32 protein-coding genes are annotated in these 25,723 nt (G+C 40.2%); 26 read left to right on the top strand and 6 right to left on the bottom strand.

The annotated features are described in order from the left end of the window. The first annotated feature begins 29 nt into the window (after nt 1-29). Both K7887_RS13435 and K7887_RS13430 read left to right on the top strand, forming a co-directional pair. Nucleotides 30-632, top strand: a complete 603-nt coding sequence (locus K7887_RS13435; RefSeq protein WP_223489822.1) for a DUF3221 domain-containing protein — start codon at nt 30-32, stop codon at nt 630-632. An 82-nt stretch (nt 633-714) separates the two neighbouring features. Beyond that, complete coding sequence (locus K7887_RS13430; protein WP_223489820.1) at nt 715-1,473, top strand: ankyrin repeat domain-containing protein; 759 nt, start codon at nt 715-717, stop codon at nt 1,471-1,473. On the opposite strand, the gene K7887_RS13425 is transcribed toward K7887_RS13430, so the two are convergent. Together K7887_RS13425 and K7887_RS13420 are read right to left on the bottom strand one after the other, a co-directional pair. Continuing rightward, entirely contained in the window at nt 1,449-1,964 is a 516-nt protein-coding gene (locus K7887_RS13425; RefSeq protein ID WP_223489819.1) for a hypothetical protein, read from the bottom strand. The genes K7887_RS13430 and K7887_RS13425 overlap by 25 nt on opposite strands. A gap of 81 nt (nt 1,965-2,045) precedes the next feature. Next, a complete protein-coding gene (locus K7887_RS13420; protein ID WP_223489817.1) occupies nt 2,046-2,243 on the bottom strand; it encodes a YqzH family protein in 198 nt (65 codons plus the stop codon). A gap of 184 nt (nt 2,244-2,427) precedes the next feature. Between K7887_RS13420 and K7887_RS13415 the strand changes: the two genes are divergently transcribed. Together K7887_RS13415 and K7887_RS13410 are read left to right on the top strand one after the other, a co-directional pair. After that, nucleotides 2,428-3,684, top strand: coding sequence for a Y-family DNA polymerase (locus tag K7887_RS13415; protein WP_223493652.1), 1,257 nt, complete (start codon nt 2,428-2,430; stop codon nt 3,682-3,684). A 41-nt stretch (nt 3,685-3,725) separates the two neighbouring features. Next, nucleotides 3,726-4,049, top strand: a complete 324-nt coding sequence (locus tag K7887_RS13410; protein ID WP_010194209.1) for a YolD-like family protein — start codon at nt 3,726-3,728, stop codon at nt 4,047-4,049. Between the two features lie 47 nt (nt 4,050-4,096). Here K7887_RS13410 and K7887_RS13405 read toward each other — a convergent pair whose 3' ends face one another. Further along, nucleotides 4,097-4,336, bottom strand: a complete 240-nt coding sequence (locus K7887_RS13405; protein ID WP_010194213.1) for an HPr family phosphocarrier protein — start codon at nt 4,334-4,336, stop codon at nt 4,097-4,099. A 100-nt stretch (nt 4,337-4,436) separates the two neighbouring features. Here K7887_RS13405 and K7887_RS13400 point away from each other — a divergent pair, with 100 nt between their 5' ends. Beyond that, the gene (locus tag K7887_RS13400; RefSeq protein ID WP_223489815.1) at nt 4,437-5,264 is read left to right on the top strand and encodes an SPL family radical SAM protein; all 828 of its coding nucleotides are present in this window, start codon (nt 4,437-4,439) and stop codon (nt 5,262-5,264) included. A gap of 65 nt (nt 5,265-5,329) precedes the next feature. Here the strand turns inward: K7887_RS13400 and K7887_RS13395 are convergent, their stop codons facing one another. Further along, nucleotides 5,330-5,845 (bottom strand): hypothetical protein, encoded by a 516-nt coding sequence (locus K7887_RS13395; protein WP_223489813.1) that lies wholly within the window; start codon nt 5,843-5,845, stop codon nt 5,330-5,332. 144 nt (nt 5,846-5,989) lie between these two features. Here K7887_RS13395 and K7887_RS13390 point away from each other — a divergent pair, with 144 nt between their 5' ends. Beyond that, nucleotides 5,990-6,607 carry an HAD family hydrolase gene (locus K7887_RS13390; protein ID WP_223489811.1) on the top strand — a complete coding sequence of 206 codons (618 nt, stop codon included), beginning with the start codon at nt 5,990-5,992 and terminating at the stop codon, nt 6,605-6,607. 82 nt (nt 6,608-6,689) lie between these two features. Here the strand turns inward: K7887_RS13390 and K7887_RS13385 are convergent, their stop codons facing one another. Continuing rightward, entirely contained in the window at nt 6,690-6,902 is a 213-nt protein-coding gene (locus K7887_RS13385; protein ID WP_063560517.1) for a CDGSH iron-sulfur domain-containing protein, read from the bottom strand. Nucleotides 6,903-7,068: 166 nt separating this feature from the next. Here K7887_RS13385 and K7887_RS13380 point away from each other — a divergent pair, with 166 nt between their 5' ends. The 15 genes from K7887_RS13380 (at nt 7,069) to K7887_RS13310 (ending at nt 17,642) form a co-directional block, all read left to right on the top strand. Further along, on the top strand, nt 7,069-7,404 hold the full coding sequence (locus K7887_RS13380) for an iron-sulfur cluster biosynthesis family protein (protein ID WP_223489809.1): 336 nt from the start codon (nt 7,069-7,071) through the stop codon (nt 7,402-7,404). Further along, nucleotides 7,401-7,649, top strand: a complete 249-nt coding sequence (locus tag K7887_RS13375; RefSeq protein WP_223489808.1) for a DUF2552 family protein — start codon at nt 7,401-7,403, stop codon at nt 7,647-7,649. The genes K7887_RS13380 and K7887_RS13375 overlap by 4 nt, the downstream gene beginning before the upstream one ends. 182 nt (nt 7,650-7,831) lie before the next feature. Further along, entirely contained in the window at nt 7,832-8,782 is a 951-nt protein-coding gene (locus K7887_RS13370; RefSeq protein WP_223489806.1) for an ABC transporter ATP-binding protein, read from the top strand. Between the two features lie 5 nt (nt 8,783-8,787). Continuing rightward, a complete protein-coding gene (locus tag K7887_RS13365; RefSeq protein ID WP_223489804.1) occupies nt 8,788-9,552 on the top strand; it encodes an ABC transporter permease in 765 nt (254 codons plus the stop codon). Continuing rightward, nucleotides 9,553-10,338: an ABC transporter permease gene (locus K7887_RS13360; RefSeq protein WP_223489802.1), complete on the top strand. Its 786-nt coding sequence runs from the start codon at nt 9,553-9,555 to the stop codon at nt 10,336-10,338. It abuts the gene before it with no gap. Between the two features lie 18 nt (nt 10,339-10,356). Further along, on the top strand, nt 10,357-10,710 hold the full coding sequence (locus K7887_RS13355; RefSeq protein ID WP_223489800.1) for a cupin domain-containing protein: 354 nt from the start codon (nt 10,357-10,359) through the stop codon (nt 10,708-10,710). Nucleotides 10,711-10,734: 24 nt separating this feature from the next. Continuing rightward, nucleotides 10,735-11,400 (top strand): HAD hydrolase-like protein, encoded by a 666-nt coding sequence (locus K7887_RS13350; protein WP_223489798.1) that lies wholly within the window; start codon nt 10,735-10,737, stop codon nt 11,398-11,400. An 82-nt stretch (nt 11,401-11,482) separates the two neighbouring features. Beyond that, entirely contained in the window at nt 11,483-12,103 is a 621-nt protein-coding gene (lepB, locus tag K7887_RS13345) for a signal peptidase I (protein ID WP_223489796.1), read from the top strand. Nucleotide 12,104: 1 nt separating this feature from the next. After that, nucleotides 12,105-12,884, top strand: a complete 780-nt coding sequence (locus K7887_RS13340) for an aminoglycoside adenylyltransferase domain-containing protein (protein ID WP_223493651.1) — start codon at nt 12,105-12,107, stop codon at nt 12,882-12,884. Continuing rightward, the gene (locus tag K7887_RS13335; protein ID WP_223489794.1) at nt 12,881-13,375 is read left to right on the top strand and encodes a GNAT family N-acetyltransferase; all 495 of its coding nucleotides are present in this window, start codon (nt 12,881-12,883) and stop codon (nt 13,373-13,375) included. The genes K7887_RS13340 and K7887_RS13335 overlap by 4 nt, the downstream gene beginning before the upstream one ends. Continuing rightward, entirely contained in the window at nt 13,359-13,808 is a 450-nt protein-coding gene (locus K7887_RS13330) for a hypothetical protein (RefSeq protein WP_223493735.1), read from the top strand. The genes K7887_RS13335 and K7887_RS13330 overlap by 17 nt, the downstream gene beginning before the upstream one ends. 1 nt (nt 13,809) lies before the next feature. Beyond that, nucleotides 13,810-14,274, top strand: coding sequence for an NUDIX hydrolase (locus K7887_RS13325; protein WP_223489792.1), 465 nt, complete (start codon nt 13,810-13,812; stop codon nt 14,272-14,274). Between the two features lie 63 nt (nt 14,275-14,337). Continuing rightward, entirely contained in the window at nt 14,338-15,009 is a 672-nt protein-coding gene (locus K7887_RS13320) for a DUF421 domain-containing protein (RefSeq protein ID WP_223489790.1), read from the top strand. A 412-nt stretch (nt 15,010-15,421) separates the two neighbouring features. Further along, a complete protein-coding gene (locus K7887_RS13315; protein WP_223489788.1) occupies nt 15,422-17,353 on the top strand; it encodes an endonuclease MutS2 in 1,932 nt (643 codons plus the stop codon). A gap of 142 nt (nt 17,354-17,495) precedes the next feature. Further along, a complete protein-coding gene (locus K7887_RS13310) occupies nt 17,496-17,642 on the top strand; it encodes a hypothetical protein (RefSeq protein ID WP_223489787.1) in 147 nt (48 codons plus the stop codon). A gap of 171 nt (nt 17,643-17,813) precedes the next feature. Here the strand turns inward: K7887_RS13310 and K7887_RS13305 are convergent, their stop codons facing one another. After that, nucleotides 17,814-19,751, bottom strand: a complete 1,938-nt coding sequence (locus K7887_RS13305) for a S8 family serine peptidase (RefSeq protein ID WP_223489786.1) — start codon at nt 19,749-19,751, stop codon at nt 17,814-17,816. A 221-nt stretch (nt 19,752-19,972) separates the two neighbouring features. Here K7887_RS13305 and K7887_RS13300 point away from each other — a divergent pair, with 221 nt between their 5' ends. From K7887_RS13300 to K7887_RS13280, 5 genes are all read left to right on the top strand, one after another. Beyond that, nucleotides 19,973-20,680, top strand: coding sequence for a response regulator transcription factor (locus tag K7887_RS13300; protein ID WP_223489785.1), 708 nt, complete (start codon nt 19,973-19,975; stop codon nt 20,678-20,680). Next, nucleotides 20,673-21,674: a sensor histidine kinase gene (locus K7887_RS13295; RefSeq protein WP_223489784.1), complete on the top strand. Its 1,002-nt coding sequence runs from the start codon at nt 20,673-20,675 to the stop codon at nt 21,672-21,674. The genes K7887_RS13300 and K7887_RS13295 overlap by 8 nt, the downstream gene beginning before the upstream one ends. A 105-nt stretch (nt 21,675-21,779) precedes the next feature. Next, nucleotides 21,780-22,550: an ABC transporter ATP-binding protein gene (locus K7887_RS13290; protein ID WP_223489783.1), complete on the top strand. Its 771-nt coding sequence runs from the start codon at nt 21,780-21,782 to the stop codon at nt 22,548-22,550. Continuing rightward, a complete protein-coding gene (locus K7887_RS13285) occupies nt 22,540-24,522 on the top strand; it encodes an ABC transporter permease (protein WP_223489782.1) in 1,983 nt (660 codons plus the stop codon). Before K7887_RS13290 ends, K7887_RS13285 begins: the two co-directional genes overlap by 11 nt. A gap of 422 nt (nt 24,523-24,944) precedes the next feature. Beyond that, complete coding sequence (locus K7887_RS13280; RefSeq protein ID WP_223489781.1) at nt 24,945-25,706, top strand: Nif3-like dinuclear metal center hexameric protein; 762 nt, start codon at nt 24,945-24,947, stop codon at nt 25,704-25,706. Nucleotides 25,707-25,723: the final 17 nt, after the last annotated feature.

Genomic DNA, 25,723 nt, shown 5'->3' with positions numbered 1-25,723 from the left:
CGTCCAATTGAGCAAGAGGTGAAAAGAGGATGAAAACAATAAAATTCATGTCATTGCTGGCTTGTTTCCTTCTTTTATTCGGTTGTGGAACAACAGGTGGAAACGACAATAGCAGTTCAGGATCCAATCCTGGTTCTGATGAAGAAGCGCCTAATGAAGAACCGGTGGATGTTGATGATCAGGCAGTGGAGGACTTAACAGGCTATATCGTTTCAATTTCAAATGAAGGTCAAACACGTATTTTAGTGACAGGTCAGCACCCTAGTAGCGGCGGTTCAGGCACCTCTGCAACTATGTATACCCTTGAAGAAAGCACAAAAGTGGAAAACTCTGCAGGTGAGCCGTTGGAAGCAGCTAATATTATGGTCGGAATGAAAGTGACTGTTTGGAACTCTGGCATTGTAGCAGAATCCTTTCCAGCCCAGTCTGGCGCCATTAAAGTGGTGGTGGATGAAGAGCAGGATGAATTAGAACAAAAGGCTATTGCCAAGGCATTAGAAGAAGTGGAAGCCGGGTATCCATGGCACGTCGAGGAAGTGACGGAACAGGGTGAGGGCTTGTATAAGGTAACCTTGAAGAACCTGTTGGATGACAGCGAGCCAGTGGATATTGAGGTGGAAGTGAAAGAGTGATAGTGGTTCTTATGAGAGACGTCTTGTATGATTGGTGCAGGGCGTTTTTTTGTTCTACACATGAAATGGAGGCAACGTACATATGAATTTTATCTTAGAAGACGAGGATTTAGGTATCGAGGTCATTAAAGCAGTACAAACAGGTGATGTTCCAGCTCTTGAGCGTTTACTTGCTGCTCATCCCCACCTTGCCACGGCAAGAATTATCCCCAAAGGCTATCATGATGAAAAATCTGACGCGTTCGGAGTATCCCGCACTTTGCTTCATGTGGCGACCGACTGGCCTGGTCACTTTCCGAACGGAGCAACCGTTGTACGCACATTAGTGGAGGCGGGAGCAGAAGTAGATGCTAGATTTACTGGTCATCACACAGAAACACCTCTTCATTGGGCTGCGAGCAGCAATGATGTGGAAGTGAGTCAGACGCTTCTTGAAGCTGGTGCGGACATAAATGCCACAGGGGCAGTAATCGCAGAAGGAACTCCACTAGACGATGCGGTAGCATTTGGGCAATGGGAGGCAGCCCGCCTTCTAGTAGAAAGTGGAGCACAGACAAATCTCTGGAATGCCGCGGCACTGGGGATGCTCGATGAAGTGAAAGCATACTATGAAGGTGATCAGCTTCCTTCCGCATTTGAAACCACTCAAGCCTTTTGGTTGGCATGCCATGGTGGTCAATTGATGGCGGCAGAATACCTTTTCGGCCAAGGAGCGGATCTCAACTGGATTGGTTATGACCACCTTACTCCACTTGATGCTGCAGTTCGCAATAATACAGATGTGAAGCTAATCGAGTGGCTCCGTGGGAAAGGCGCTTACTCTGCAGGGGAAATCGGGTAAGGTCCTTCTTGTTCAGGCTTTTTGGTTGAACTCTTACGAACATACTTCTCCCACATACCTTGGAAACCATACATCAATATGGATTTTATTAAAAATAGCCCATATAGTTGATGACGGTTCATCTTTTTCATCTTAAATATCCCTATATTTTCAAATAGAACATTAATGGGATAAACGAAAACGGCATCCACAAATGCATTCAAAAGGAAATACAAATAGAATCTTCCGTATGTAAGGCGTAATATCCACAGGGAACCAGCAAAGAACGGACCAACTATAAAGGCAAATTCATTCACAAAATAGGGCGGGATTTTTTTATAGATGGTCCACCATTTATACTTTTCCGCCACAATGCTCTCTAATGCAATTAATATAGACATAAATAATGTTCCGGGCAAAAAACGTTTAAAGTGCTTCCACCCAAGAAAAGGGAGTGTCAGAATGGAGATGAATACCATTATCCATAATACGAGCACAGGCTTTTTCTTCATGATGTCGCTCCTTTTCTAGATGAACTCTTCTTTTATCTTGTGTAATTACACCGGATTTATGAATTATTTTGCCATGTGCTCTTACCATTTACTTAAATACTCATACACCACATCCTGGACCACTTCAAACACATCCAATGCAGGATCTTCGGAAGTTAGTTGATTTACTTCACTTGCCATTTTTTCATACTCTTCCTCATTAAGCGGAACAGATTCAAAATCATGCTGATATTGAATAAAACAATTTCGAATCATTTTTTTTACTAAATTTCTCTCCATTTTCGCTCACCTCATTTCCTTTATTATAAAGGTTTTACCCACTTAACAAGCACATGGAAAAGGCATTTGTCGAAATATGTAGTGGAATTTACCATTGAAACCGAACGTATATTCGCTTATTATTGGGTATATACTACTAATGCGAACATACTTTCTGTTTAGTGAGGTGTGAAGGTTCGTGGACATGGATTACAGCAAGATGCCAAACAACAAGATTTTATGTGTAGATATGAAAAGCTTTTATGCCAGCTGCTCTGCAGTGATGATGGGACTCGATCCGCTCACCTGCTATTTGGCAGTGGTTGGAGATACGGAACGACAGGGGAGCGTCGTACTTGCGGCCTCTCCCATGCTGAAAAAGGAATTTGGAATCAAGACAGGTTCCCGCCGATTTGAGATTCCAAATGATGAACGTATCCATATTGTAAACCCAAAGATGGCAACTTATCTGCGCATCTCCACAGAAATCACCAGACTCTTCAACCGATATGTCCCAAAGGACGCCATCCATACCTATAGTGTCGACGAAAGCTTCCTGCAAGTCGACGGGGTAGAGGCACTTTGGGGAGATGCAACCACGATTGCTGAAAAAATCAAAGAGGACATGGAGCGGGAATTTCAGCTTCCATGCGCCATCGGAATTGGCCCAAACATGCTCATGTCAAAGCTTTGTCTGGATCTTGAAGCAAAAAAGAAGGGCATAGCGGAATGGACCTATGACGATGTAAAAACCAAACTTTGGCCGCTTTCCCCTCTCAGTGAAATGTGGGGAATTGGATCCAGAGTACAAAAAACGTTAAATCGAATGGGAATTTTCAATGTTGGACAGCTCGCAAATTACCCCCTCGAGCTGCTGGAGAAAAAATTCGGCGTGATGGGAAATCAACTGTACTATCATGCCTGGGGGATTGATTTATCAGAGCTTGGCGCCCCCATTATTCAGGGGCAGATCAGCTTCGGCAAAAGTCAGATTTTAATGCGCGACTATACAGACCCGAAAGAAGTGAAACAAGTCATCTTGGAAATCTGTGAGGAAGTCGCCAGAAGAACACGGCATCACCGAAAAGCCGGCCGTACCATCAGCCTTGGAATCGGCTACAGCCGCGATGAACTTGGCGGAGGATTCTATCGCTCCCGAACGATGGAACGAGCAAGCAACGTCACAATGGACTTATACCGTACCTGCCTCGAACTGTTTGACGAAAATTATGAACCAAAAACCGTCCGGAAAATTGCCGTCTCCCTCTCTAACATCGTGGAGGACAGTGAAATGCAACTGAGCCTGTTTGAACTCGAACAGCCAAAAAAACGCGAACTAGGCTATGTAATGGACACCATCCGCGGAAAATACGGAACCAATGCACTATTGCGGGCTGTGTCCTATACCAACGCCGGAACTGCAGTTCATCGAAGCAGATTGGTTGGTGGGCATAAGGCGTAGAGAATTTGTTATAGCAAGAAACGTAAGAAAGGATGTTAAGGATGATACGAGATCGCGGAACCATTAAATGGACGTCCATGATGCTGCCGGAGCATGTCAAAATGCTGCGCGATTGGACCAAAGAGGATTTATACCAAACCAAGCCGGAGATTGATGAGCAGCGGCTTGAGGAAATGAATGAACTGTTTTGCGAAGCGATGGAAACGGGTAAGGAAGTAACCATTACCTATTATGAAAAAAGAAGATACCATCTGTTTGTAGGAGCGGTGCATCATCTCGATGCCTATCAGAGGCGCTTGCATGTGGTGGATAAGTTTGGCGAAGCAGGCTGTTTATGTGTAGATGATATTTTGGATATTTCCTGATAAAACAAAAACATCCTTCCCAATAAATGAGGAAGGATGCTCCATTATTATTTCTTTTCAAAGTACCCAAGAGCCAAAATCGCCTCAAATACTTCTTCGCCTTCATCAGAAGTAACTTCTACTTCCTGGCCTGGCTGAAGGGCAAGCGCCAAGACACCAAGCAAACTTTTTGCATCAACTACCCAATGCTCCTTTTTAAATAAAACCGTTCCGGAATAAGAACTGATTGTATTCACTAGATTGCTTGCAGACTCTGCAAAAATAGGTTTTAAAACTGTAAGTACCATATGTATCTACCCCTTTTGTATTGTAATACTTTAAGTATAAAGAAAATGATGGAAACAACAAGAGAAAAATATTGATATGATGGAAGTAGGGAGAAAAAGGATGAGAGTTGAAGTAACAGAGAAGACACCACAAAAACTTTTGACGAAAGCAAGTGGCTTTCTGAAAGGCTATACCCACACCCTCAACCCCTATATCGGTTGTGCCTTTGGTTGTTCCTATTGTTATGTGAGACAAAGCCCGGTTGGTTTGTTCCGCAAGCAAGAATGGGGCACATGGGTGGATGTGAAGAAGGATGTAAAAGAAAAGCTCTCCAAAGAAATACGGCTTTTGAGAAAAAAAGAGCAACCCATCAGCATTTTTATGTCATCCAGTACGGATCCTTATCAACCGGTAGAACAAAAGGAAGAGGTTACCCGAACCCTTTTAGAAGTAATGGCAGAAGAGCCGCCTGACTTTCTTTTTGTTCAAACAAGAAGCCCATTAGTAACAAGAGACATCGACCTCCTAAAGAAATTAGGAGACCGCGTGATGGTAAGCATCACAATAGAAACAGACCTAGAAGAGGTACGCAAAAGGTTTTCACCCTCAGCTCCACCAATAGCTGCAAGACTTAAAGCATTAAAAATATTGCATAAAGAGGGAATTCCAACCCAAGTGGCTATTGCACCAGCCTTGCCGTTTTCCGAAGAATTTGCGTTAAAACTAAAAGGAATAGTGGATAGGGTGTGTGTGGATGATTTTACAGGGGACGGAAGTGGAGGCAAACGGACGGCCCGTTTAGGTGTATATAAGAAATATGAAACAGGAGAAAAGGCGAAGTGGGTGGAAGGAAATGTGCAACAGGAGGTCTTTGAGGTAATGCGAACGGTATTTCCTGAAGAACAAGTTATGATGAGTCCAGAGGGGTTCTTTCCGCCTAAAGTATAGTGGGACGCAAAAGCTTAGGGTGGCAAGAATCCTAAGCTTTTGCGGGTGTAGAGGGAAGTTTCATTTTATTCATACCCGCCATTTAAATCAGGTAACTCCTGATACGCCTCCTTGGCTGCAACTAATTTATGTATAAGGTTCTCCAAGTTCCTCAGATTTTTAGCGTCTCCATTATACTCGCAAAAATTAGTATATGAAAACTCCTTCGTTTCCCCGTTCATTTGGATGTGCCAAGAAGTGAATGAAGGAGGTTCAATTGCACACTGAAGCTCTCTATCAATGGCCAAATCTCCCATTATGTTTATTTTCAACATTTCATCATAGATGAGGTTTTTTTCTTCGGCTGTAAAAGATATCTTAGCTTCTATGGTTCCGTCTATCACTAGATCTTTAATTATCGTGTCATTAAAAGTATCCACTTTTTGTTTACCGTAGGTACCATATGTAAGGCTGAATTCAAAATCAGCAGGCATGACGGGAGTACTAACATCAGACAGAATTGGAGCACTTACATCTTCATCAGAACTGCAAGAGGAAAGTAAGAATAAGATTGGTAACAATATAATATAAATGCGCTTCATGCAATAACCACCTCTTCTTTATAGACGATAAAATTGGAATAAAGTTACTGTTGTTCACAGAAAAAAGCAAAAATACGTTACAATAGAAAAATAGTAATATGGTAAATGGGCTAAGATTGGAAATAGAATAAAGGAGGGTAACAAATGGACAGCATTATTTTTGATTTAGATGGTACGTTATGGGATTCAAGCGAAACAGTACTGGTGGCTTGGAATGAAATTCTGAAAAATGATAAAAAGATTGAGAAGGAGTTAACAAGTGATGATTTGAAAGCTACCATGGGGCTTCAAATGCATGAAATAGAGAAAATTCTCTTTCCGGATATGGAAGAAACGTATCGTACTCAATTGTCTAGCAAATGTTGCGAAGCGGAGAGAGTGCTTCTAGAGCAAAAAGGAGGTCGGCTTTACGAACAATTAGAAGAAGTGTTAGAGAGCTTATCTCAAAAATACAAACTTTTTATCGTGAGTAATTGCCAAGAAGGATACATAGAAGCTTTTTATAAATACCATCAATTGGAGACACATTTTATTGACTATGAGAATCCCGGGAGAACAGGACTTTCAAAAGGTGAAAATATAAAATTAATTATGGAACGCAATCAACTTGAGAGCCCTGTCTATGTAGGGGATACGCTTGGAGACCAGCAAGCAGCGAAGGTAGCGGGTATTCCGTTTGTTTACGCTAGTTATGGATTTGGGGAAGTGGAAGAATATGATTATATTCTTCATTCACTTAACGATCTTAAGAAGATTTTCTAGTATTAGCTAATAACCAGTAATGAAGAAAGGAGCTGCAATCATAGATGCAGCTCCTTTGCATTAATTTTAATGCTGCGCCAAATTAGTCGTTCAATACTTGGGCAGCGCGCACACAGGATTCAAAATTCCCTTTATGGGAAGCGTCACAGTATGGTAGCTTTTTAGATAGGCCGCAACGGCACAGAGTGAATGCAGGCTTGTCCTCAAACTTGTTTCCTTCTGCATCAATTAACTCTACATCACCTGTTACACGGAAGCCTCCGTTATCCATCACTTTAATTGTTACTTTTGACATTGGTAATCCCCTCCTTCTAATAAAGATATTAGTATCGTACCTACAATTATCCATTTTGACAACAAGAACTTATCCACTACCATCCTTTCCAAATGCCTTCTAGTTATACTAATGAGCAATATATGGTACAATCAGGCTAACAATGAAACAGTTGGAGGCATGAAACGTGAAAGTAACGTTTACAGAGAAAGCAGCAGAAAGAGTAAAAGCAAAGCTTGAAAACCAAGAAGGAAAATGGTTGAAGCTAAAATATGATACAGATGGATGTGGGTGCGTCGTTAGCGGAGTTTCCGCCCTATGGATCACACCGGAAAAAGACGATGACGATGTAGAGCTAGAAACAAACATAGGTCCATTATTAATGGAAAAGTCCAAGCTAGTCTTTTTTGATGAAGACATGACAGTTGATTTTGTGGAAAGTGCAAACTGCTACATGCTGAAATGTCCAAGCCAGATACTAAATCCACGAATGAGTTTATTGGTAGTGGAGGGAGCAAAATGAGCAATGGGGGCAAAATCAACTCATTGAAAAATGTGGCCCAATCGAAAACTTGGGCTTCATTTTTAAATCATAATCACCCTTACAGCCTGTTGCACTGGTCGATAGGTGGCATCAATCATGAAGACAAAGATGTATGGCTGCTTCAGGATGAAGTAACATTCGAGGTTCAAGAATTTGAGAACCTGGATGTGGCAGTGGAATGGATTTCGAAAAATATGGACGGGATTACGGATGTGTTAGGGTAAGTGGATTAAGCTAAAAAGTCGGGGAACTTTGTTCTTCGGCTTTTTTGTATATCGGCGGGAGATGAAGAACTATTAATTGATAAAATTCTCCTATATTCTCGGGAAAGATAAAACCAATTATTTACACCTCACCCAATCTTCTCTATAATAACAGTTATAATTTTCAGAATGGGGCCAAAAATATGAAAAAAGTAATTGAGGTAGAGAGTTTATTAAGAACGTACAAAATGAAGGGTGAAAAAAAGACGGCACTTAATCAAGTAAACTTCGAGGTCATGGAAGGGGAAGTGTTTGGACTTCTGGGACCAAATGGAGCAGGAAAAACCACGACGATAAAGATTTTGACGACGTTGCTTTTACCGTCAGCAGGAAGCGTGAAAGTGCTCGGGTATGATGTGGTAAAAGAAAGCAGTAAAATCAGAGCCAAAATAAACTTCGTCTACGGAGGGGAGCGCGGAGTTTACGGGCGTCTTACAGCCAAAGAGTATATGCACTATTTTTGCACCTTATATAAGATTCCTAACAAAGATCAATCCCAACTTATCTCCCAGTTACTTGAATTAGTAGGGTTAACAGACGCAGAAAACCAGAAAATACATACGTATTCTAAAGGAATGGTACAGCGACTACATATTGCAAGATGCTTGATCAATGACCCGAAAATCATTTTCCTTGATGAACCAACAATAGGGCTCGATCCGATTGGAGCAAGACTTCTCCGCGATATTGTGAAAGAACTTGCCCAAAAAGGTATTACCATCATTTTAACGACACACTACATGCAGGAAGCAGATGAGCTGTGTGATCGAATTGCTTTTATCAAAAATGGGGAAATCAGTATGATTGGGGATCCGACACATATAAAAGAGAGTTGCAACCACCTAAAGTTGTTTGAAGCTACGATGCAAGTCTATGATACTGCCAAACTGAAAGAGGATAAGTTCCTGCAACAGGTAGAAGTGACAGAAATTAAAGAGCCTTATTACTCTGTTATGTTTCAGGTGGAAGAGGAAGAAGCCAATTTGAATCAATTGAAAGAATATCTCGCAAAGTATGGCGATGTCATTAAGCTTGAACGACGTGAGATATCGTTAGAAGATGCGTATGTTCACCACATGAAGGATGTGGGGTGACGGGCATGAATTTTTTCTTCTTACTAGTGAGAGAGCTCAAATATTTTACTAACTTTCAAAACAAAATGTATCAGTTTTTACTGTTTTTTCAACCGTTAATGTTCTTGGCAATTGTCTATTTTCTGCAGCAGATGCGCGGTGGCGTGAATGTTGAGAAATTTGTGGTGGCGTCTGCTTTAATTAGTATGTGGAGCTATGTACTTTACTCCTCTGGTTCGGCTTTGATTTCTCAAAAGTGGAGCGACACGCTGAAGCTTTTGATTGCAGCGCCTGTATCCTTATTCCAAGTGATTCTAACCAAGGCCATCAGCAATGCATTTATCGCTCTATTATCAATGATTCTTAGTTTCGTATATGCAAGATTCATTTTTCAATTACCGGTTGGAATTCAAAATTATGGACTCTTTTTTCTTTCCGTTCTGGTTCTATTGTTCTCCTTGAGTGTCGTCGGTATGATACTTGCCATCGTATTTGTTACGTTTCAAAATGTATTTGATTATCAGAACTTAATTTTGATCCCGGTACTTTTAATATGTGGGCTATTTGTGCCAGTGGACAGTTTGCCATGGATTTTTAGAGCGATTGCCTATGTTATTCCGATGACTTGGGGTATTCAGGGGGTATATGAAACCCTTGCATTGTCACCGCAAATGTTTACTACCATGATAATCGCTTTACTGGTAAGTGTTGTGTATTTTCTCCTTTCCGTTCTCATCATCAAACGAATGGAAATGGTACTAAGAAATCATGGCAGTCTGGGGGCCATATAAATGATACTTCTCAATAAATTTGGTTTTACTTATCTATCTTATAAAGCTCTTTATTCTTTTCAGACACTGAGATTGTTTATTCTCTTCAGGATTTTGGATCCTTTCATGCACTATTTATTTTTTGCCACATTAGTAAGTGCGATTGCAGGTCCTGAGTATTTGTCCTATGTTGTACTCGGTAACGTTGTTTTCTATACCGGGCGGACGATGATGATTAATTTTATGTCTATGTTCAGGGGGGAGAGGCAATATGGAACATTGGAGTTGAATATTGCTTCACCAACTTCAACGTTTGTCATCATCTCAAGAAAAGCGATAGTTCCTCTACTGGATGGGTTGTTTGTTTTTATAGTAGGGCTCATCATCGCGAGACTTTTGTTTGGAATTGAACTTCCGGTGGAGCAGTTTGGTCATTTGTTACTTCTATTTGTGGTAACCATGTTTTCTCTTTTGAGCTTTTCGCTGCTTTTTGCATGTGTCAGTTTATTGTTTTCCAATGTAAACCTGTTCTTGAATTTCATGATCGCTTCGTTTCAGGTTTTCTGTGGAGTGAACTTTTCTGTCAGTCTACTTCCTGGACCGATGGAGGCGGTGGCAAGAGTATTGCCGCTTACTAATAGCATAGAAGCAATTCGGTCCATTTATCAGCTGGAATACAACGCGATAAGTCCGCTCTTGTTAAATGAGTTAATGGTAGGTGCCGTGTATTTCATCATTGCCCTCATACTGGTCAATGTGATGGAGCGGCTTGCAAGAAGGCAGGGAGCACTATTTAAAAATGTGTAAGTGAGAGAGGAGTAAGCAATGAAATTTTTTCGATTTGATAAAGAAGTAGGTTTCCCAATAAAACAATACGATTCACAGGCTGCCCATTTTATGAAAGTATGTAGAAACCAGCAGGAGAATAGTATCGGATTTATTCAATTGGATGCAGGCGGTGAAGTTGGATATCATCAGGCAACCGTAGAGCAGTTGTACATTGTTGTCCAAGGGGAAGGGTGGGTAACTGGAACAGACAGGGAACGAATCTCTATTAAAAGTGGAGAGGGAGTCATGTGGGATAAGGGTGAATGGCATGAATCTGGAAGCAAGAGCGGGATGCTTGCTTTGGTAGTTGAATCCGAAACAATCGATACCTCCCTTCTTCAAGAAAAATAAACAACAAGATAAAGGAGCAAAACAATGCAAGCAATAATCTTTGACATGGATGGAACTCTTTTTCAAACAGATAGAATATTAGAGTTGGCTTTAGATGATACATTCAAGCTTTTAGCGGAAATGAATGTTTGGGAGAAAGAAAAGCCTACTCCAATTGATACCTACAGAAGAATTATGGGAGTTCCCCTGCCAGTAGTGTGGGAAACACTTTTACCTTCCCATTCACTTGAAGAGAGGAACGCGGCAAACAAGATTTTCCATGAAAAATTAATACACAACATTAAGCGTGGCAAAGGGGCTCTGTACCCAAAAGTGCAGGATGTACTAAGGGATTTGAAGGAACAAAAAATGGAACTTTACATAGCAAGCAACGGGCAGACGCCTTATCTACGTGCGATAGTGGAACAGTATGATTTAATGCAGTGGATAACAGAGGTGTTCAGTATCGACCAAATTGAATCCTTAGACAAGACAGAGCTAGTGGGCAAAATAGTGAAGAAGTACTCCATACAACATGGTGCGGTTGTTGGGGATCGACTATCGGATATTAATGCGGCAAAAGGAAATGGATTGACGGCAATCGGATGCAGGTTTGATTTTGCACAGGAAGAAGAGCTTGCACAAGCGGATTTTGTGATTAGTAGTTTTGAAGAGTTGAACAATGTAATAGTTGAAAAAGCAGTGAAGTAATCATTGGAAATTGGAACCTTTTTCCCTTTAAAAACGTAGTACTAGGACAGGCAACATCTCTAAGAAAATAAGGGTGATACATATGAAAACAGAAAAAATTAAAAAAGAATTGTTTAGTTGGGGGAAGGCCTGCGTTATCGGACTCTTTTTCGCATTTCTTGTCAGTGCATTGGTTGTGCAGCCATTTACCGTAAAAGGGAGTTCCATGGAGCCCACGTTAGATGGGGAGGATATCTGGACCAGCAAGGATGATGGGGATAAAGTTTTAATCTTTAAAAGCGGGTATATGGTGGGGATCGATCCAAAGTATAATGATATCGTTGTCATTGATAGTAGGGTGGAGCGAGAAAGAAGCTTGACGGATAATTTTAAGGAAAGTCCATTAGTAAACGCTGTGTTAAATGAAACACAAGGAAAGAATTACTGGATTAAGCGAGTAATTGGTGTAGAGGGCGACAAGTTGGAATATCGCGGAGGAACCGTTTATCGGAATGGGGAAGCACTGGTAGAAGAGTACATACAAGAAGAAATGCTTTATCCGTTTGAAGAAGTGACGGTTCCAGAAGGACATGTTTTTGTGATGGGAGATAACCGCAATGAAAGCAGAGATAGCCGTGAGATTGGCTCTATTCCGAAAGAAAACGTGATGGGAAAAGTGGTCCTGAGATATTACCCATTCAATCGGGTTGATACAGTTGAATAATATGCATATGGATAACTATTTTAACAAGCTAACAAATAAGTTCAGAAACATCACAAAAGAAAACTTCCTTGGCCTTTATATTCATGGTTCTTGGGCAATGGGTGGCTTTAATCCGGATCGAAGTGATGTAGACCTATTGGTAGTAGTGAAAGATTCGCTGGACATCGCTACGCAATGCAAGTTAGCAAAATTTCTGCTTGCCATTTCTTACGACCCATATCCGATTGAAGTCAGTTTTTTAACACAGAAGCAACTTGAAAACTGGACTCATCCAAGTCCTTATGAATTCCACTATAGTGAAGGGTGGAGGCAAAGCTTTGAGCAGCAACTGTTAACGGATCAATATGAAGCAATTAATAATGATCATAAAGTGGACCCTGATCTGGCAGCCCATCTAACAATACTCAATCATAGAGGCATCCGCTGGGAAGGTCCTCCGATAGATGATGTTTTTCCTGTCATTCCGCCAACTCACTATTTATCTTCTATCCTCGCAGACTTTCAGGATTGTTTAAAAAATGTGGAGGCGGAGCCGGTTTATTGTGTGCTGAACTTGATAAGAGTGTATTGGTACGTAAAAGAGGAAGTGATTTCTTCCAAACTAGAAGCAGGAGAATATGGGCTGACTTCCTTTCCACAGGAGTACAAGGAGACCATCCGAAAAGTGGTAGAGAGCTATCAGGGTAATAGAGTAAGGGAATTTCACAAGGAAGAGTTAACGAGTATACGAGATTACATACAAAGTGAGGTAGAAAAACGAGTGGGAGGATCAAGCGTATGAAAATAAGAAACATACAAGACGAAGATTTTCTCCGCCTATCCACAAATCTTAACACATGGTGGGGCGGTCGGGATATGGTCGACATGCTGCCACGATTATTCATTCATCATTTTAAAAACACGAGTTTTATTATAGAAGAAAATGGAGAGACAATCGGATTTGTTATAGGCTTTATTTCTCCATCCAATCCACACCAAGCATACATACATTTTGTGGGGGTGAACCCCAAAGTTCGAAAGAGAAATATAGGAAGAACGCTCTATCAACATTTTTTTCAGAAGGTTAAGGAAAAAGGCTGTACACAAGTGAGCTGTGTGACCTCGCCTGTGAATACCGCCTCCATTAAATTCCATACAAAAATGGGTTTTACCATGAAGGATGGGGATGTGGTAATGAACGGAATTCCCATTCATCAGAACTATGATGGGCTCGGGCAGGATCGGGTGGTATTCGTTAAGCCATTAGAAACTTGGAGTGATACTCATTACTAAAATTAAAATCAAACATATTTTTATTGTATATATACTTAGTTCCCTTAGCCTCATACTATTTACTACAGTGACCAACTTCAATTTAACAGGATATTCGTATCAATTCCATGAAAATGAAGAACTGACCATTGAAAAAGGATACCTAATAAAGGATCAAGTAATAAACACTCCTACCAATGAAGCAATACAAGCAATTGAGCTGATATCAAAAGCAGATGCTTATTGGAATGTGACCTATGTATTTTGCTTGGTGTTTTTTGCGTTGTTATTCAAAAACGCTTATAAGTCATTTAGACCTGAAAATAACTGGAAAAGGTACGTAACATTCTATTCAATTGTTTTAATCGCATTTTTGGTTTGGATTATTAGTAGCCAAGTAACACTGACTGAACAAATTGCAACCATAATAAATGATCTCAAAGGAGGCGAATAGAATGGATGTTGTTTTCCATACAGAAAAAGCTGTTTTCAATTACAGAGTGGCAGGAGTCTGGATACAGGACGGACATATCCTCGTGCACAGAGCAAGCGGGGACAAAATTTGGTCGCTGCCAGGAGGAAGAGTGGAAATGAACGAAGCATCCCCCCTCAGTCTGCAACGCGAATTTAAAGAAGAACTGGATCTATCCGTAAATATTGAAAGATTGGTTTGGATCGTTGAAAATTTCTTTGAATACCGCGAGAAAAAAGTGCACGAAATAGGCCTTTACTATCTTGTTTCAACCGAGGATAAACAAGACCTTACTAAAGGGCAGTTTCATGGGATAGAAGGAGAAAGATTGGTTTATGAATGGGTACCAATCTCTGAGCTAGAAGATGTACTCTTATACCCCGAATTTTTGAAGAAGGCGTTAAAAGAAATACCTGAAACCACGGAACATCTTATAGTAAGCAACTAAATCCGAGGATATTATCAGGAAATCAGGACATCATATTTCGAAAAGAGATATGAGGAGTTAACCATGATTTTAATCTTGAAAATATTGACGATATACATAATTACGATTGCCATTATGAGATTAATGGGGAAATCCACGATCGTACAGATGACTCCGTATGACCTGGTAGCGATTATTATCGTGGGAACGGTAGCATCAGAACCACTAATCAGTACAGAATACCTACCGACGCTCGGTGCTCTTGCTGTGCTCGTTACCATTCACATAGTTTTTTCGAAGCTGACACTTTGGCAATGGGGCAACCGTTTCTTTCTGGGAGAGCCGACAATCCTGATTAAGCACGGACAAATAGTAGAGGATAATATGGAAAAATCAATGGTTTCCATCGCCCAGATGCTTTCCATCCTAAGAAGTAAAGGGTATCCGAAAATCTCTGACATTGACTATGCTATTTTAGAACCGATTGGAGAGATAAGCATTATTCCAAAGCCGGAAAACACTCCTGTGACAGTCCAGCATCTTGAAATATCTATTGATGATGAGGGATTACCTATTTCGGTTATCATTGATGGGAAAATTCAAGATAAAAATCTAAAGCTACTGGAGAGATCCAAGGAGTGGCTGATCGACCATTTAACGATTCGACAAATTGATGTCAAGGACATCCTCTACGCCTATGTTAATGAGAAAACAAAGAAATTGATCATTAATAAGCGGAACGACATACAAAATTAGGCGTGACTTTCAAAAGCGCATCCATTATAATGGAAGTATCTTCAAACAAGAAGGAGTTTGTTTTATGGAAAAGGTAGTTCTTAACTAAACGTAATCAAATACGTGCGATATGAGAGAAAAGTTCGACAGCGTCGAGCTCTGTTTGAGTACGCTTTTTTTCTCATAGCGAAATGTTAAGAACACGGGTTTGCGCCTGCTCCATAAAATGATAGTTACAGCATCAGTATAGGTATTTTTCTACCTATCGTGCATTCAATTTTAAAAACTACCATTCAAAACGCAAAGGACGAGTGTTGTTCTTTGTGTTTTTTATATGCAAAAATAGTTATAGCCCTGCTCTTATCATTTCCTCGCACGGTTTTAGTGGCTACATCCACCAAACTGCTTACTAATTACTAGGAGGAAAAAAACAGTGAATAACGAAACAATGAAAGCTTTACAATTTACAGATTTAAAGAAAGACGTGGCATCCTTTGCAATATCAGAGCCTGGGAAAAACGCTGTCTTGGGATTGGAACCATCCATAAATAAAAGACAGATTGAAGCATGGTTGAACGAAGTAACAGAAGGAAAGAAGATACTTGCCATTAGTTCAAGCGTACCCATTCACGGTCTTCATGGAATTGAGTATATTCTTAAAAATCTTCACAAGGGAATTGCATTCAGGCCAGATCAGCTGATGGGTCTACATGATTTCCTGGATACCATTGAAAAACTCAAACGTTTTATGAAAGACAAGGAGTACGCAGCCCCAGTCATCACAAGTTACATTTACTCTGTTACCGAGCTCACTCATGTAGCAGAAGAAATAATCCGATGCATTCGAAATGGAAGGGTAGACGATTATGCGAGTAAGGAGCTGCTGAAAGTAAGAAAGCAGATAGCTACTTTGGAAGAGCGCATTAAGAGCCGCATCGAGCAGCTTGTCAAGTCGATCAAATACAGTAAGTACCTACAAGAAAACCTGGTAAGTACCAGGAACGGCAGGTATGTCATACCGGTAAGAAAAGAGTACAAAAACAATATAAAGGGCTCGGTTCTCGATGTATCTGCTTCCGGTTCCACCGTGTATATGGAGCCAGAAGAAATCAGCATCATCCAAGATTCGATCAGTATGCTGAAGTTCCAAGAAGAGGCAGAAGAAGAGCAAATCCTTTTTGCGCTGACTGGATTGGTCCATGAGCATGAAAAAGAAATTAAATTGGCGATGGATTTAATGGTCAGCTATGATGTGATTTTTGCCAAAGCGAAGCACAGCTTAATGCTTGACGGAACAGCACCGCAGATAAATGAACACCATGTAATTCGCTTGGAAGGCGCGAGACATCCGTTACTAGGAAAAAATGCAGTACCTTTAAACTTAGTGATTGGTGAGGATTACGATGCGCTCGTTATTACAGGTCCCAATACTGGCGGAAAAACGGTGACGATTAAAACTGTTGGACTTTTGACGCTAATGGCCCAATGTGGCATGCATATCCCTGCTGAAAAAGGGAGCGAGATAGCAATTTTTCATAAAGTGTTGGTTGATATCGGGGACGGACAGAGTATTGAACAGTCTTTAAGTACCTTTTCATCCAGGGTGAAAAACATCATTGGAATTTTGGCAGAGTCTACACCTCAGACATTAGTGTTGCTTGATGAACTCGGTTCCGGAACAGACCCGGCAGAAGGGATGGGTCTTGCAACCTCTATTTTAGAAGAGCTATATAACAAAGGGACCACGATGCTAGCCACCACCCACTATAGTGAAATCAAGGAGTTTGCGAATGAACAGGAAGGTTTCTGCAACGGTTCGATGGAATTTAATGTAGAGACACTTAAACCAACCTATCGACTTATCGTTGGAAAAGGTGGGGAAAGTCAGGCATTTGCCATTGCATTGCGTCTCGGCATGCATCCCAAGTTGATTGAACGGGCACACCAAATAACGTATAAAGAAACAAAAAATTACAGCGACAAATCGGATAGGTCAAGACATGAGCTAGACAGACAACTAGCGATGAATCAAAAGTATGTGAGAAAAATGAAGCATCCAGAAAAAGAAAAAACAAAACCGGAAATCATTTTTAAGAAAGGAGACAATGTAAAGATCCCATCTATTGGTGAGTTCGGTATCGTCTATAAACCTGCTGATGAGAAAGGGGATGTGCAAGTAATGGTAAAAGGACGCTTAGAAACCTTTAACCATAAGCGACTTTCCCTCTATATCAAAGCGGAGGATTTATATACAGAAGACTATGATATGGACATAGTGTTTGAATCCAAAGAAAATCGCAAGCTTCGAAATAAAATGAAGAAACATCATGTGGACGAGGTGATTTTAGAGGAGTCAGACGACTGATATTTAGGGGATGTAAAGCGTGCGTAAACAATGTTTAATTGTTGTGAATTATTGGTAAATTAACTTCCTTTTGTTCGGATTTCTTGTAAGATTAATCTTGTAGTCCACTAAAACAAGCATAGCTCAAGGAGGAAGTTCAATCATGAAAAAAATGTTATTGGCTTTATCATCTTCCGTTTTATTACTAGCTCTTGCAACTGGATGCGCCGCTGAGAATGAAGAAATGAACAACAACGAAACGAATATGGAACAAAACGAAACGAATACTGAGGAATCAAACGAAGAATAGGTTGATTGAATGAAAGTATCTGGGAGGAGCGGCTCTTTTATTAGGAGTCGTCATGCTCCCAGGTGCTTTTTTATTTTGGTAGATGGTGTTAGTGAAAGAAAAATCGAAAAAACCACCGCAACCGAAAGTCCTTAGCCTCTCGGTCGCAGTGGTCTACCCAGAATTTCAAATTTAGTTCACAATCGCCAATGAAAACGCCTGTGGTCCTTGAGGTACATTATATGCCTGAACCTCTACCGTGTATGTTCCACTTTGTGGAGCATTGATAAACACATTTTCTACGTTATTACGGCCGTCCCAATTATTATTGTAAGGAGCCGTAAAGTCGTTTCCTACATATTGCGTTCCGTTCGGAGCAGTAATCACCAAGTCAAGGTCATTTACTAGCGTCACAGAAGCGGATGTACTTGCAGGAGCATCAGACCATACTAGAGAGATCTTAAGTGGCTTGCCTGCAGTTGCTGTGAAAGAATAGGTTGCCTTTTGGCTTGTCGACAGGGAGCTTGTCTCATTCACAAATGCTGTGTTTAAAGACTTATCCAGCGTTACACGTCCCCAACCTTGGTTGCCATTCGGGAATCCAAGACCCACATCGGTTGCACCAGCGATAAGAGCTGCCTTCAATAAAGACGGCTTAGGTGTGATGCCTCTGTTTTTAATAAAGTGTTCACGTAATTGAGCCACGTTTCCAGCTACAATCGGTGTTGCCATGGAAGTTCCGCCCATGTAGGCATATTTGCTGTCATGGTTTGCCCAGAACGAGGAGTCCGGTGCAAGGGAAGAACGTGCGGATAAAATAAATGTTCCTGGCGCCATTACGTCCGGCTTGATACGACCGTCACGAGTAGGTCCTCGGGAAGAGAATTGTGCCACATGATTGATGTTGTCTGCATAAGATCCGAAGCTTGGACGATAATTTTCTGTAGCTCCGACTGTGATTGCGTTTTTCGCAGTACCCGGTGCACTGATAGTCCCGCTGTTTGGCCCTTCATTTCCAGCTGCAAAAAGAACGGCCATGTCATTTTTACGAACATAGTCATCGACATTTCTAGAATCTGTCGTGTAAGCGCCGTTTACCGCAGCACCCCATGAGTTCGTATGAATTCTTGCTCCGGCACTGTACGCTTGGCTAAACAATGTGCTCAGGTTGGATGGAAGGCCGCCCAATCCGCCACTACTATCCATGATGGACTGGAATACTAGATTTGCTTGCGGTGCCATCCCTTTATTGCTTGTACCGTTTCCAAGTACGGATCCGGCAACGTGCGTTCCATGACCATTTGGATCGTTGGAGTTATTGGATCTTCCTAATGCATATAAAGCGGTAATTTTTCCGCGGAAAGCCTCATGCATAGAGCTGTCGTTACGACCGGTATCAAGACCTGTATCGGCCACCGCGACGGTTTGTCCTTGTCCATATAATCCATAGCTGCTCTGGGCAACATCGGCTTTAACAATCCCTCTCGCGACATCATTCATCACCTTATACTCCGGCTTAGGAGAGATATAAAGAACATTATTGTTAGCAGCGTATTCTACAATTTCGTCTATGCCTTTAAAGTTGATTTCTTTATTGTTTTGTTTTGCATCAAGTGCCACAGCTTTTACTAAAGCAGAAGCGCCTTTCGTGAACAATAGTGGATCTACTTTATAAAGAGGAAGATACGGCTCTACCGATTCTAAATGAGCGATGCCGTTTGTTGCCTTTGCAACATCACCTTTATATTCCACAATGTAAGCATAGTCTGGTATGTAATCAACGATTGTAGCTCCAGTAGACTCCAACTCTTTTTTTGTCTCTTCTAAAATAGGACCATCAAACTGAACAATATAAAGACTATTGTCTTTCGGCACCACTTCTAATTTCTTTTGAAGACCTTTTGGTATTTTGACACTCTCAGTATCTGCTAGAAAAGAAGCTTCACCAGTTTTGCCGTTTTTAGAAACCGACTTGATTTCTGTTATCTTGCTGACTCCCTTGAAATCTAGTTCAAAGCTGCTAGCTCCCCCAGTTGATGGACTGCTTAGCGCAACAGTTGATAGAATAGTTGCTGCTGATAAAACGGATAAAAATACTTTCTTGGATTGATTCTTTTTCTTCATCCTCATGCTCATCTCCTCTCAATTGGTAACACAAGAATAATTTAGCATATTAAAAGAAGAATTTATATTGGGAAAATTCAGAATAAAAGACTGCAATTATAATAGAAAAAAGCATTCATTTTCCCAATGGAAAGAAATGTAGATTCTTTATAAAACGAGCCGCTGATATTTTCTATGGTAAAATATAGATAAAATAGCTACAGCTAAATAAAAGGGGATTTTGAAATATGCATAAGATCATGCTTATTGAAGACGATAGGCAGTTAAGTGAGCTTGTAGGAGACCATTTGGAGAGATATGGCTACACGATAGACCAGCCGACAGATTTCCAACGTATTATGGAAAGTTTTGCGACAGCACAGCCCGACCTTGTTTTATTAGATATCAATCTACCATACTATGACGGCTATTTTTTGTGCAGAAGCATCCGCCAACAATCGACTGTGCCAATCATTATCATTTCTGCAAGAAGTACTGAGATGGATCAAATTATGGCGATGGAACTTGGAGCGGATGATTACATAACAAAACCCTTTACATTCGAACTGTTACATTCAAAAGTAAAAGCAACGATTAGAAGGGTGTACGGAGAATACGCAGCAACAGATACAGGTGAATTATCTATTGATGGCTTGAAACTAGATAGTCAAACTCTTGCAGTCCAATTTGAAGGGAAGAGGCAAGAGTTGAGTAAAAATGAATACATATTGTTGAAAAAATTAATGGAACAACACAATACCTATATCCCTAGAGAAGCACTGATAGAAGCAGTATGGGACTCGTTAACCTTTGTCGATGACAACACATTGACGGTTAATATTACGCGAATCAAACAAAAACTTGCTTCTCTTGGACTTCCAAATGTCATTACAAGTAAAAGAGGCGTTGGCTATATGCTGAGTATTCCGTCCCGGTTAGGCAAAACAAATGGATAAGAGGATACTAAAGAGATTCTTCAAAGATAGATCGCTGCTGATTTCGTTCTATCTCTTTAATATGGCTTCTGTCATCACTTTTTTTCATTTGAGTGAGCCAGCAAACACAGAGATCCTGTATCCTTTTTCTGTAGGGATATTTCTTCTAATTGTTTACCTTCTCATTGATGGATCCCGCTATTATCAGGTAAATGGAGCGATAGAAAACCAGCATGCTGAGTTTAAAATATACACAGAAGAACAAAGGGCTTTTTATAAGTGGATTAAGAAACTAAACCATGAACATACCAGAGAAAAAAATGAGCAGAACGAAAAGAATAAGGAAAGGCTGTATTTCTTATCCCACTGGATGCACCATCTGAAGACTCCAGTATCTGTCACGGATTTAATCATTCAGAATGAGAAGAAGTTACAAGGTGATCGAGAAGTCTTCCAAAAGTTACAACATGAAAATAAACGACTTCATTCAGCCATTGAACAAGGATTGACCATGATTCGAATGGACAGCTTTGAGAATGATTTGGATATAAAAACAATGAACCTTATCTCAACATTACGGAAGTTGATCAATAATCGAAAAAGTGAGTTTATCTATCAATCTGCTTTCCCAGTTCTTGATAGTGAGGAAGAAGCTGCTTTCATTATTACGGATCAGAAATGGAATGAAACCATGCTTGATCAAATCATTTCCAATGCCATTAAATACTGTAGCGGAAAAGACGGAAGCAAAAAGATAAGATTTCATGTAAAACAAGAAGAAGAGGTTACCATTCTTTCTATTACAGATGAAGGGGTCGGGATTCCGTCATATGATTTGGAAAGAGTGTTGGAGGCATTTTTTACTGGTGAAAACGGAAGGGACTATCAGAATTCATCGGGAATTGGGCTATACCTTTGCAAGAGAATTGCAGACCGCTTGAACCACCGGATTACGATAGAATCGGAAGTATCAAAAGGCACAACCGTCACGATTCGATACCTTACAAAAATGTAAGGTATTTTTCGTATTGTTCTAAGGCAAATGTTTTGGGTACTCAGTAAAATTGAGATATAGAAAGGGATGAGTTTACATCCTTATTTGATTTTTGGAGGGTTTAATATGGGGGAAACAATTTTAGAAGCTAGTAAATTAGTGAAAATATATGGGGATGCCGGTGCGGAAGGAGCAACAACTGCAATCGATGGTGTAAACCTTTCCATAAACAAGGGGGAATTCATAGCCATCATGGGTCCGTCGGGTAGCGGGAAAACGACTCTGCTTCATATGATGAGTGGAATAGACGCCCCAACATCTGGGAAGGTTCATATTTCTGGAAAAGAAATTGGTGAAATGAACGGAGATGAATTAGCCCTATTCAGAAGAAAACAACTGGGGTTTGTCTTTCAAGAATTCAACCTATTAGACAGTTTGACCGTAAAAGAAAACATGCTTGTTCCAATGGTGTTGGAAAAGAAATCAGTGGTGGAAATGGAGGAACAGGTTAAGGGATTGTCCGAGTTGTTTGGCATTAAAAGTATTTTAAACAAATATCCATTTAATATTTCAGGCGGGCAGCAGCAAAGGACGGCAGTCAGCCGTGCACTAGTGAATGACCCAACCATCATTTTCGCAGATGAACCTACTGGTAACTTAGATTCCAAATCTTCCACTGTTATTATGGAGTGCTTCGAAAAGATTGTTGCCGAGTTACAAACGACAGTCGTTGTGGTAACGCATGATGTATTCGCTGCAAGCTATTGCCGGAAGGTTGTCTTTATTAAAGACGGAAAAATAGATTCCTATATAGTAAGAAAAGGGGACAGAAAAGAATTTTTAAACCAAATCATGGACAATCTTGCCGTATTGGGAGGAAGGAGCCATGACATTTAATCAACTCGTTTGGAAAATGGCAAAAGGTAACAGGGGCAAGTACTTATTTTATTACTTGTGTAACAGCTTTGCGGTGTTGTTCTTTTTCATGTATTCCACCATTTATTTTAATCAAGCGAATGAAGGGGTTAAAGTAATGGAAGGTATAAGAGATATTCTCACTATCCCTGGTGTGGGACTTGTATTGTTTACCGTATTTTTCATTACCTATGCCCATCGGATTTTTACACGTAGACGGAAGAAAGAATTTGGTCTTCTGATGACACTTGGAATGTCGAAATGGGATATAGCCAGGCTTTTATTATTAGAGAACGCTTTGATTGCCGTTGCTTCCATCGTTACTGGAATTGTATCTGGGATGGTGTTTTCTCGATTGATTTTTTTGCTTTTCATAAATATAACCGGATTAGGCGAGATCCCATTTAATCTTTCGGTGGATATGTTTATTTATTCGATCGGTGCTTACCTTGGTATTTTCCTCATTTCGGTTTTCATCACGCTTTACCTGACACTAACAAAGACGTTATCCCAAATTATGAAAAGTAATCGAGTGGCAGACACCATCAAGCATCGGAGTCCGGTGTTTGGTCTGCTGGGAGTAATTATGGTGAGTGGCAGTGCTGTGCTGCTTTATTGTACATTTTCCATACCATCCATGTCTGTGGATGCGGGTGGATACCTTCTCATGAGTACCTTAGGCATACTAATGGGCCTTTATGTAGCACTGTCTCAAGGAATGAGTTTCTTTATGAAGTTAGCAAGGAAGCGTAAACCTTATTATTACAATGAGCTCCTTACTTTAAGTAGTTTGGAATATAAATTCAAACAGCTTACGGCCATCATGCTTCTTGTGACAATTATGAGCATGGTTACCATCTTTTACAGCACGACCATATTGATCATTAATTCCATGGGAGAGCAGCAGGTGATGGATGACCATCCATATGATATGGCGTATGTTGAAACAGAAACAAAAAATAAACTCTCCAAAGAAGCATTGTATGAAATAGTGAATAAGCCTGAAAACCCAGTCAAAAAATATGACACGGTGGAAATGTACATTTACTATCAGGATGACCCATACTTGGATGATGCTTATTATGAACATACCTTTATGCCAGTATCTGATTTTAATAGAATTATTGGAACCAAAGAGGTGCTAAATAAGGATCAGTTCATTGATTGGATTAATATGGATTCAAGAGCTACTTCAGGCGATAGCATATATGATAACGGTCTTGAATTTAAAGATGGAGATGCTCAGTTTAAATATTCTCTTAAAAAAACTATCATTGATAAGCAGTTAAACTTTCATAGATATACACCTTATTCCATATTGGTTGTCAATGATACGGTGTTTCAACAGTTAAGCAAGGATCTAATTGGAGATGAGGTTAAGATGCATCTTTTAAACTTTGCCGACTGGAAATTAACAGAAGCAATTTCAGAGGACTTGGAAAACAGATTGGAGGAAATCAACAAGTCTACCCCTCCATTGGAAAGTGTACGAGAGGTCTATGATGTGGAAGAAACAAAACAGATTTTGAAGCCAGTATCCAAAGTGGTAGATTACAATCACCTTAGAAGCTCTTCGAAAATCATGTTCTTTGTCACCACCTTCATCAGCATTCTTTTCTTCTTTGGATCCTTCATCCTTTTATACCTGAACATCTTCTCCAACACAGAAGAGGAGAAAGCCAAATATAAAAAGCTATTTAAGATTGGGATAACTAAAAGAGAGATAAGGAAGCTTGTTTCAAAGGAAATGAGTGTGCTGTTCTTCTTTACTCCGCTACTAGGATGCAGTTTGGCGTATGTTTATGTTTTCTCCTTTGCACAGGATATTGGTGGAATCATGGAGAATCCGCAATTTCTAGTTCATTTTGCAAGCATCTCTGGAGTTTACTTACTAATACAGACGGTGTATTACTTTTATTCAAGGAAAAAGATGTTACGTGAGTTAGAAATTTAAAATAATGATCGTGGCAGGTTTTATTCCATTACGAATGAAGCCTGCTTTTAAATTTTTAATTGTTTAATAGTGGTTAGTCTTCAAGGTAATACTGGATCGACGCGATGATGACCTTGGTGACAAGAAATCAGGAGGAGAAAGGTCCCTCATCGCGGTAATGAAGACCTCAGTGACAAGGAATTAGGAAGAGAAAGGTCCTCATCGCCGTTATGAAGACTTCAGTGACGATAAATTAGGAGGAGAGAGGTCCTCATTGACGTTATGAAGACCTCGGTGAAGAAAAATAAGGAGGAGAGAGGTCCTCATCGCCAATATGAAAATCCGAATGACAATTAATGACAAGAGATTATGATTTTGGGAAATTAGTATTGAGTTAATGACTATAATTTGAAATAATTGGTATATGCAGAGGGAGGGATTTTATGGAAATCACAAAATTTAAAACTATGATTCATGAGCTTTTTCCTAGAGAGTTATTGGAGGAGTTTGATGACGATTACGGATTCACTAATACCTCCAATACCTTAATAAAGACAATTGGGTATTCGACCAATCTTTCAATCGAAGTGATTGAACAGGCAAAAGCCGCAAAGGTCTATTTAATCATAACTCACCATGACACATGGGACTTTATATATGGGTTAAAAGAGGAATGTATAAAGAGATTAAAAGAGTATAACATCAGCCATTTCTGGATCCATGGTCCACTGGATTACATTGATTTTGGTACATGCACTTCATTGATGAATAAAATTGGTATTGATAACATCATTCGTTTTTCCGAGTACAAGAATTTTAGTGTACCTGGTATCGGTGAGTTTAACGAAGCTAAAAGTTTTGAGTGCCTTGTAGAAAGAATGAGCACGGAGTTGGACGAGCCTGTAAGAGCGTGGAAAAATCATGAGGATAAGGTAAAGAAAGTAGGGGTGTTAACTGGCGCAGGTCATTCAACTGACCATATAAAATTTGCCCTTGATTATGGTTGCGATACATACATAACTGGAGAGTCAAGTTTATATACCATTCAATATGCCAAGTTTGCAGGTGTAAATCTACTTGTTGGAAGCCATACCTTTACTGAGATATTTGGGGTGGAAAGTTTAGCATTAAAGATTAAGGAGCTAAACAAAGATTTAACCCTCATTCAGCTACATGAAGAACACTTTGAATTGAATCACGGATAGTGATAAAGCTTTATTTA

Source organism: Sutcliffiella horikoshii (genome assembly GCF_019931755.1).
GTDB lineage: Bacteria > Bacillota > Bacilli > Bacillales > Bacillaceae_I > Sutcliffiella_A > Sutcliffiella_A horikoshii_E.
The sequence above is the reverse complement of the archived record's forward strand: the minus strand, read 5'-3'. Positions and strand labels throughout refer to the sequence as shown.

Coding starts and splice junctions, on each gene's coding strand:
- K7887_RS13435 (WP_223489822.1), top strand. CDS start 30: ATGAAAACAATAAAATTCATGTCATTGCTGGCTTGTTTCCTTCTTTTA.
- K7887_RS13430 (WP_223489820.1), top strand. CDS start 715: ATGAATTTTATCTTAGAAGACGAGGATTTAGGTATCGAGGTCATTAAA.
- K7887_RS13425 (WP_223489819.1), bottom strand. CDS start 1,964: ATGAAGAAAAAGCCTGTGCTCGTATTATGGATAATGGTATTCATCTCC.
- K7887_RS13420 (WP_223489817.1), bottom strand. CDS start 2,243: ATGGAGAGAAATTTAGTAAAAAAAATGATTCGAAATTGTTTTATTCAA.
- K7887_RS13415 (WP_223493652.1), top strand. CDS start 2,428: ATGGATTACAGCAAGATGCCAAACAACAAGATTTTATGTGTAGATATG.
- K7887_RS13410 (WP_010194209.1), top strand. CDS start 3,726: ATGATACGAGATCGCGGAACCATTAAATGGACGTCCATGATGCTGCCG.
- K7887_RS13405 (WP_010194213.1), bottom strand. CDS start 4,336: ATGGTACTTACAGTTTTAAAACCTATTTTTGCAGAGTCTGCAAGCAAT.
- K7887_RS13400 (WP_223489815.1), top strand. CDS start 4,437: ATGAGAGTTGAAGTAACAGAGAAGACACCACAAAAACTTTTGACGAAA.
- K7887_RS13395 (WP_223489813.1), bottom strand. CDS start 5,845: ATGAAGCGCATTTATATTATATTGTTACCAATCTTATTCTTACTTTCC.
- K7887_RS13390 (WP_223489811.1), top strand. CDS start 5,990: ATGGACAGCATTATTTTTGATTTAGATGGTACGTTATGGGATTCAAGC.
- K7887_RS13385 (WP_063560517.1), bottom strand. CDS start 6,902: ATGTCAAAAGTAACAATTAAAGTGATGGATAACGGAGGCTTCCGTGTA.
- K7887_RS13375 (WP_223489808.1), top strand. CDS start 7,401: ATGAGCAATGGGGGCAAAATCAACTCATTGAAAAATGTGGCCCAATCG.
- K7887_RS13370 (WP_223489806.1), top strand. CDS start 7,832: ATGAAAAAAGTAATTGAGGTAGAGAGTTTATTAAGAACGTACAAAATG.
- K7887_RS13365 (WP_223489804.1), top strand. CDS start 8,788: ATGAATTTTTTCTTCTTACTAGTGAGAGAGCTCAAATATTTTACTAAC.
- K7887_RS13360 (WP_223489802.1), top strand. CDS start 9,553: ATGATACTTCTCAATAAATTTGGTTTTACTTATCTATCTTATAAAGCT.
- K7887_RS13355 (WP_223489800.1), top strand. CDS start 10,357: ATGAAATTTTTTCGATTTGATAAAGAAGTAGGTTTCCCAATAAAACAA.
- K7887_RS13350 (WP_223489798.1), top strand. CDS start 10,735: ATGCAAGCAATAATCTTTGACATGGATGGAACTCTTTTTCAAACAGAT.
- lepB (WP_223489796.1), top strand. CDS start 11,483: ATGAAAACAGAAAAAATTAAAAAAGAATTGTTTAGTTGGGGGAAGGCC.
- K7887_RS13340 (WP_223493651.1), top strand. CDS start 12,105: ATGCATATGGATAACTATTTTAACAAGCTAACAAATAAGTTCAGAAAC.
- K7887_RS13335 (WP_223489794.1), top strand. CDS start 12,881: ATGAAAATAAGAAACATACAAGACGAAGATTTTCTCCGCCTATCCACA.
- K7887_RS13325 (WP_223489792.1), top strand. CDS start 13,810: ATGGATGTTGTTTTCCATACAGAAAAAGCTGTTTTCAATTACAGAGTG.
- K7887_RS13320 (WP_223489790.1), top strand. CDS start 14,338: ATGATTTTAATCTTGAAAATATTGACGATATACATAATTACGATTGCC.
- K7887_RS13310 (WP_223489787.1), top strand. CDS start 17,496: ATGAAAAAAATGTTATTGGCTTTATCATCTTCCGTTTTATTACTAGCT.
- K7887_RS13305 (WP_223489786.1), bottom strand. CDS start 19,751: ATGAGGATGAAGAAAAAGAATCAATCCAAGAAAGTATTTTTATCCGTT.
- K7887_RS13300 (WP_223489785.1), top strand. CDS start 19,973: ATGCATAAGATCATGCTTATTGAAGACGATAGGCAGTTAAGTGAGCTT.
- K7887_RS13295 (WP_223489784.1), top strand. CDS start 20,673: ATGGATAAGAGGATACTAAAGAGATTCTTCAAAGATAGATCGCTGCTG.
- K7887_RS13290 (WP_223489783.1), top strand. CDS start 21,780: ATGGGGGAAACAATTTTAGAAGCTAGTAAATTAGTGAAAATATATGGG.
- K7887_RS13285 (WP_223489782.1), top strand. CDS start 22,540: ATGACATTTAATCAACTCGTTTGGAAAATGGCAAAAGGTAACAGGGGC.
- K7887_RS13280 (WP_223489781.1), top strand. CDS start 24,945: ATGGAAATCACAAAATTTAAAACTATGATTCATGAGCTTTTTCCTAGA.